The 4,417-nt window shown below is 72.7% G+C and carries 5 protein-coding genes; all 5 read left to right on the top strand.

Annotation, left to right across the window (positions count from 1 at the left end):
* Positions 1–416 precede the first annotated feature (416 nt).
* Positions 417–1,478, top strand: coding sequence for a succinyl-diaminopimelate desuccinylase (dapE, locus tag A6Q79_RS14220; protein ID WP_286689332.1), 1,062 nt, complete (start codon positions 417–419; stop codon positions 1,476–1,478).
* Complete coding sequence (locus A6Q79_RS14215; RefSeq protein WP_286689331.1) at positions 1,475–2,194, top strand: TIGR00730 family Rossman fold protein; 720 nt, start codon at positions 1,475–1,477, stop codon at positions 2,192–2,194. Before dapE ends, A6Q79_RS14215 begins: the two co-directional genes overlap by 4 nt.
* A 4-nt stretch (positions 2,195–2,198) precedes the next feature.
* The gene (locus A6Q79_RS14210; protein ID WP_286689330.1) at positions 2,199–3,017 is read left to right on the top strand and encodes a TrmH family RNA methyltransferase; all 819 of its coding nucleotides are present in this window, start codon (positions 2,199–2,201) and stop codon (positions 3,015–3,017) included.
* Positions 3,018–3,178: 161 nt separating this feature from the next.
* Positions 3,179–3,751 (top strand): DNA-3-methyladenine glycosylase I, encoded by a 573-nt coding sequence (locus tag A6Q79_RS14205; RefSeq protein ID WP_067855776.1) that lies wholly within the window; start codon positions 3,179–3,181, stop codon positions 3,749–3,751.
* Between the two features lie 85 nt (positions 3,752–3,836).
* A partial coding sequence (locus tag A6Q79_RS14200; RefSeq protein WP_317698653.1) for a hypothetical protein occupies positions 3,837–4,417 on the top strand: 581 nt, incomplete at its 3' end.

Here is a 4,417-nt window from a genome sequence, read left to right as displayed (position 1 = left end):
ACGCAGAAGCGTTCAATCCTCTACGCGCGAATGAAGAATCTTGGGTGCCCTTTGCGTTGGGGTGACGAACGATTCTCCCTTCTCGTGGCACGGTCCACGAGAAGGGAGAAGCCTTGCCACGTCTGGCCCGCTCGGCGGTGGATCTGCCACCCGTAGAGCGCTCAGAAGGTGGCAGATCCACCGATGGCCAGCGCAAACGCAGATTCTTGCGTCCGACGCGAGCCACAGCCCGAGAACCCGAGCCGCCGCCGCTGCCAGCCGCTCGGTCGAGGCCCTTTCGGAGCGCAGGACGAGTCGAAGCCGCGCCAGCGCAGCCCCACCCGAGCACGAAGCCGCCCCGACGCAGCCGCAGGTCGACGAGAAGCCACACCGACGCACCCGCGGGGGACAGGCAACCGCGCCCTAGAGTGGGCGCCATGGCCGTGCTCGACCCGACCCGCGACATCGTCCAGCTCACCGCGGACCTCTGCGACATCGCGTCGGAGAGCCTCGACGAGGCCGAGATCGCCGACGCGGTGGAGGCGGTGCTGCTCGCGGCGCCGCACCTGACGGTCGTGCGCGACGGGCGCACGCTGGTGGCCCGCACCGACCTCGGTCGGGCGGAGCGGGTGGTGATCGCCGGGCACCTCGACACCGTCCCCGCGAACGACAACTTCCCGACGCGTCTCGACGGCGACACGCTCTGGGGGCTCGGCACCTGCGACATGAAGGGCGGCGTCGCCGTCGCGCTCCAGCTCGCGGCGACCGTCGCCGAGCCGGTACGCGACGTTACCTACGTCTTCTACGAGGCCGAGGAGATCGCCGCGCGGTTCAACGGGCTCGGTCGGCTCGCGCGCGAACGTCCGGAGCTGCTCGCCGGCGACTTCGCGATCCTCATGGAGCCGTCCGTCGCGTCCGTGGAGGCGGGCTGCCAGGGCACGATCCGCGTCGACGTCGTCACCCGAGGGGAGCGTGCGCACGCCGCGCGGTCGTGGACCGGTCACAACGCCATCCACGACGCCGCCGAGGTGCTCGTGCGCCTGCGCGACTACGAGCCGCGCCGCGTCGTCATCGACGGGCTCGAGTACCGCGACGGGCTCAACGCCGTCGGCATCAGCGGCGGGGTGGCCGGCAACGTCGTGCCCGACCTCGCCATCGTCACGGTCAACTACCGCTTCGCGCCCGACCGGTCCGAGGACGAGGCGCTGGCGCACCTGCGCGAGGTCTTCGACGGCTTCGAGCTGACCGTCACCGACTCCGCGCCCGGCGCGCTGCCCGGTCTCGACCAGCCCGCCGCGGCCGCGTTCGTCGAGACGCTCGGTGCCGAGCCGCGCCCGAAGTTCGGCTGGACCGACGTCGCGCAGTTCACGCAGCTCGGGATCCCCGCCGTCAACTACGGACCGGGCGACCCGATCTACGCCCACAAGCAGGACGAACACGTCCCCGTCGCGCACCTGCGTTCCGTCGAGGACGCCCTCAGGAGATGGCTGACCGCATGAGCTACCAGAAGGGCCCGGTGCACCTGCGCCGCGGCCACGTCCCCAGCAGCACCACCGACCAGCGCCTGCTCGACTCGCGCGGCCCGACCGACTGGGTGCACACCGACCCCTGGCGCGTGCTGCGCATCCAGTCCGAGTTCGTCGAGGGCTTCGGTGCGCTGTCCGAGCTCGGCCCGGCCGTCGCCGTGTTCGGGTCCGCGCGCACCACGCCCGACGACCCGATGTACGAGAAGGCGCGCGAGGTGGCCGAGAAGCTCTGCGGGCTCGGGTACGCGGTCATCACCGGCGGCGGCCCCGGTGCGATGGAGGCGGCCAACCGCGGGGCCAGCGAGTGCGGCGGCGTGTCGGTCGGCCTGGGCATCGAGCTCCCGCACGAGCAGGGTCTCAACGAGTGGGTCGACCTCGGCATCAACTTCCGCTACTTCTTCGTCCGCAAGACGATGTTCGTGAAGTACTCGCAGGGCTACGTCGTCATGCCCGGCGGCTTCGGCACCCTCGACGAGCTGTTCGAGGCGCTCACGCTGTCCCAGACGGGCAAGGTGACGACCTTCCCGATCGTGCTGTTCGGCACGGCCTACTGGCAGGGCCTGGTCGACTGGCTGCGCCAGACGATGCTCCCCGACGGGAAGATCAAGGAGTCCGACCTCGACCTCCTGCTGCTCACCGACGACGTCGACGAGGCCGTCGCGCACTTCGACGCCGTCGCGTCCAGCTGACGTCGTGCGGGTCACGTCGCGCAACGCCGCCTTCCAGCAGTGGGAGGCGATGCTGACCAACCGGCGCAAGCGCACCCAGCTGCGTCAGCTGCTCGTCCAGGGCGTCCGGCCGGTGTCCGTCGCGCTCGAGTCGCCGCTCGAGGTCGTCGCGGTGCTGCACGACGACCGTCGCGACCCGTCGCAGTGGGCCCGCGAGGCGGTGGCGCGGGCCGTAGGGCGAGGCGCCGAGCAGTACACGCTCTCGGCCGAGCTCCTCGCCGAGCTGGCCGAGCAGGAGCAGGACCGTCCCGAGGTGGTGCTGGTGGTGGCGCAGCCGGCCGACGACCTCGCGCGGCTGCCCGCCGGCCCCGACCTGCTCGCGGTCGTGCTCGACCGGCCGACCAGCCCCGGCAACGTCGGCAGCATCGCGCGGTCGGTCGACGCGTTCGGCGGCAGCGGGCTCGTGGTGTGCGGCCACGCCTGCGACCCCTACGAGCCGCGGGCCGTGCGGGCGTCGACGGGCTCGGCGCTCACGGTGCCCACCGTCCGGCTCGGCTCGCCCTACGAGGTGCTCGCGTGGGTCGAGGACCTCCGGTCGCGTCTCGGCTGGGTGCAGGTCGTCGGCACCGACGAGGACGGACCGGTCGAGCTGGCCGACGCCGACCTGACGGCGCCGACCGTCGTCGTCACCGGCAACGAGACGCGGGGGCTGTCGGCCGCGTGGCGCGAGATCTGCGACGTCATGGTGCACATCCCGATCACGGGGACGGCGTCGTCGCTGAACGCGGCCAACGCGACGTCGGTCGTGCTCTACGAGGCCTCGCGCCAGCGTCGACACGCCTGACCCGGTTCTCTCAGCGGAGCACGGAGAGCTTTCCGGGCGTCGCTGAGGAAACCGCGCCTGGCGGGAGATTCCCAGGTCGACCTGGGAATCTCCGTTCCAGCGGCGACGGCAGGGCGGGCGCATCGTAGCGAGGAGCTCCTCGTGCCTGGCAGGATCGGCGCATGACGGTGACCGGCCCCGACGGCCTCGAGCGCTGCCCGTGGGGCGACGACCCGAGACTGCGCCGCTACCACGACGAGGAGTGGGGTCGTGAGCTGCGCGGCGACCGGGCGATGTTCGAGCGGCTCAGCCTCGAGGCCTTCCAGTCGGGGCTGTCCTGGTCGCTCATCCTCCGCAAGCGCGAGGCGTTCCGCGAGGCCTTCGTCGGCTTCGTGCCCGCGCTCGTCTCACGGTTCGCCGACGCCGACGTCGAGCGGCTCCTCACCGACGAGGGCATCGTCCGCAACCGCGCCAAGATCGAGGCCACCATCAGCAACGCGCGGGCCGTGCTCGACCTCGGCGAGAGCCTCAGCGACCTCGTCTGGTCGTTCGCGCCCGACACGTCGCCCGCGCCGCGGACGGTCGCCGACGTGCCGGCGACGTCGGCCGAGTCGACCGCGCTCGCCAAGGAGCTCAAGCGCCGTGGCCTGAAGTTCGTCGGGCCCACGACCGCCTACGCGCTCATGCAGGCCACCGGCATGGTCGACGACCACCTCGTCGGGTGCCTCGCCCGCCGCACGCCGCCGCTGTCGTAGCCGCCTCCTCCCTCCCGCACCACCAGTCCCACCAGGCACGGTGCGCCTCCCACGACGACCGCGCCGCCCGACCTACCCTGGCGCCATGACCACCTCCCGTCCCGCCGATCGACGCAGCCAGCGCTCGGTGCGCACCCTGGCCGCCGTCGTGCTCATCGTGTCCGCCCTCGTCGCCGGCACGGCGGCGATCGTGGTCTCGACCGTCGTCGCGCTCGCGGCCGCGGTCGTCTACGCCGTCGCGGCCTGCTCCGTCGCCGCGCGTCTGCTCGCCAACGAGACCGCCCAGGTGCGCCGCGACTGGGCACGCGACCGCGCCACCGCCGCTCACGACCGGAGCCGCGAGGCCACGCGTCGCGGCCGTGAGCAGATCGCGTTCGCCGAGACGATGACCGGCAAGGTCGAGCGTCGAGACGAGCGGATCGCCGCGCTCGTCTCCCAGGTCGAGGCCGCCGAGGCCGCCCTCGCCCAGGCCGAGGCGGCGCACGCCGCGGCCGAGGAGCGCACGGTGCTGCTCGACGGCGACCTCGCCCAGACCCGGTCCGCGCTCCAGAGCACGCGCGCCGAGGTGCGTCGCCTCCGCGACGAGCTGGCCGCCAGCCAGAGCGCCGAGCTCGAGGCGCGCACCGAGCTGCTCGCCTGGCAGGAGCAGGCGGAGGAGCGTCGCCG

Source organism: Aeromicrobium sp. REDSEA-S32_B7 (genome assembly GCF_001626145.1).
Classification (GTDB): Bacteria; Actinomycetota; Actinomycetes; order Propionibacteriales; family Nocardioidaceae; genus Aeromicrobium; species Aeromicrobium erythreum.
Note: the sequence above shows the minus strand (reverse complement) of the source record. Positions and strands in the feature narration are given on the sequence as shown.

Excerpts from the sequence above, each read along its gene's own strand:
- dapE (WP_286689332.1), top strand. The coding sequence starts at position 417 with ATGGCCGTGCTCGACCCGACCCGCGACATCGTCCAGCTCACCGCGGAC.
- A6Q79_RS14215 (WP_286689331.1), top strand. The coding sequence starts at position 1,475 with ATGAGCTACCAGAAGGGCCCGGTGCACCTGCGCCGCGGCCACGTCCCC.
- A6Q79_RS14205 (WP_067855776.1), top strand. The coding sequence starts at position 3,179 with ATGACGGTGACCGGCCCCGACGGCCTCGAGCGCTGCCCGTGGGGCGAC.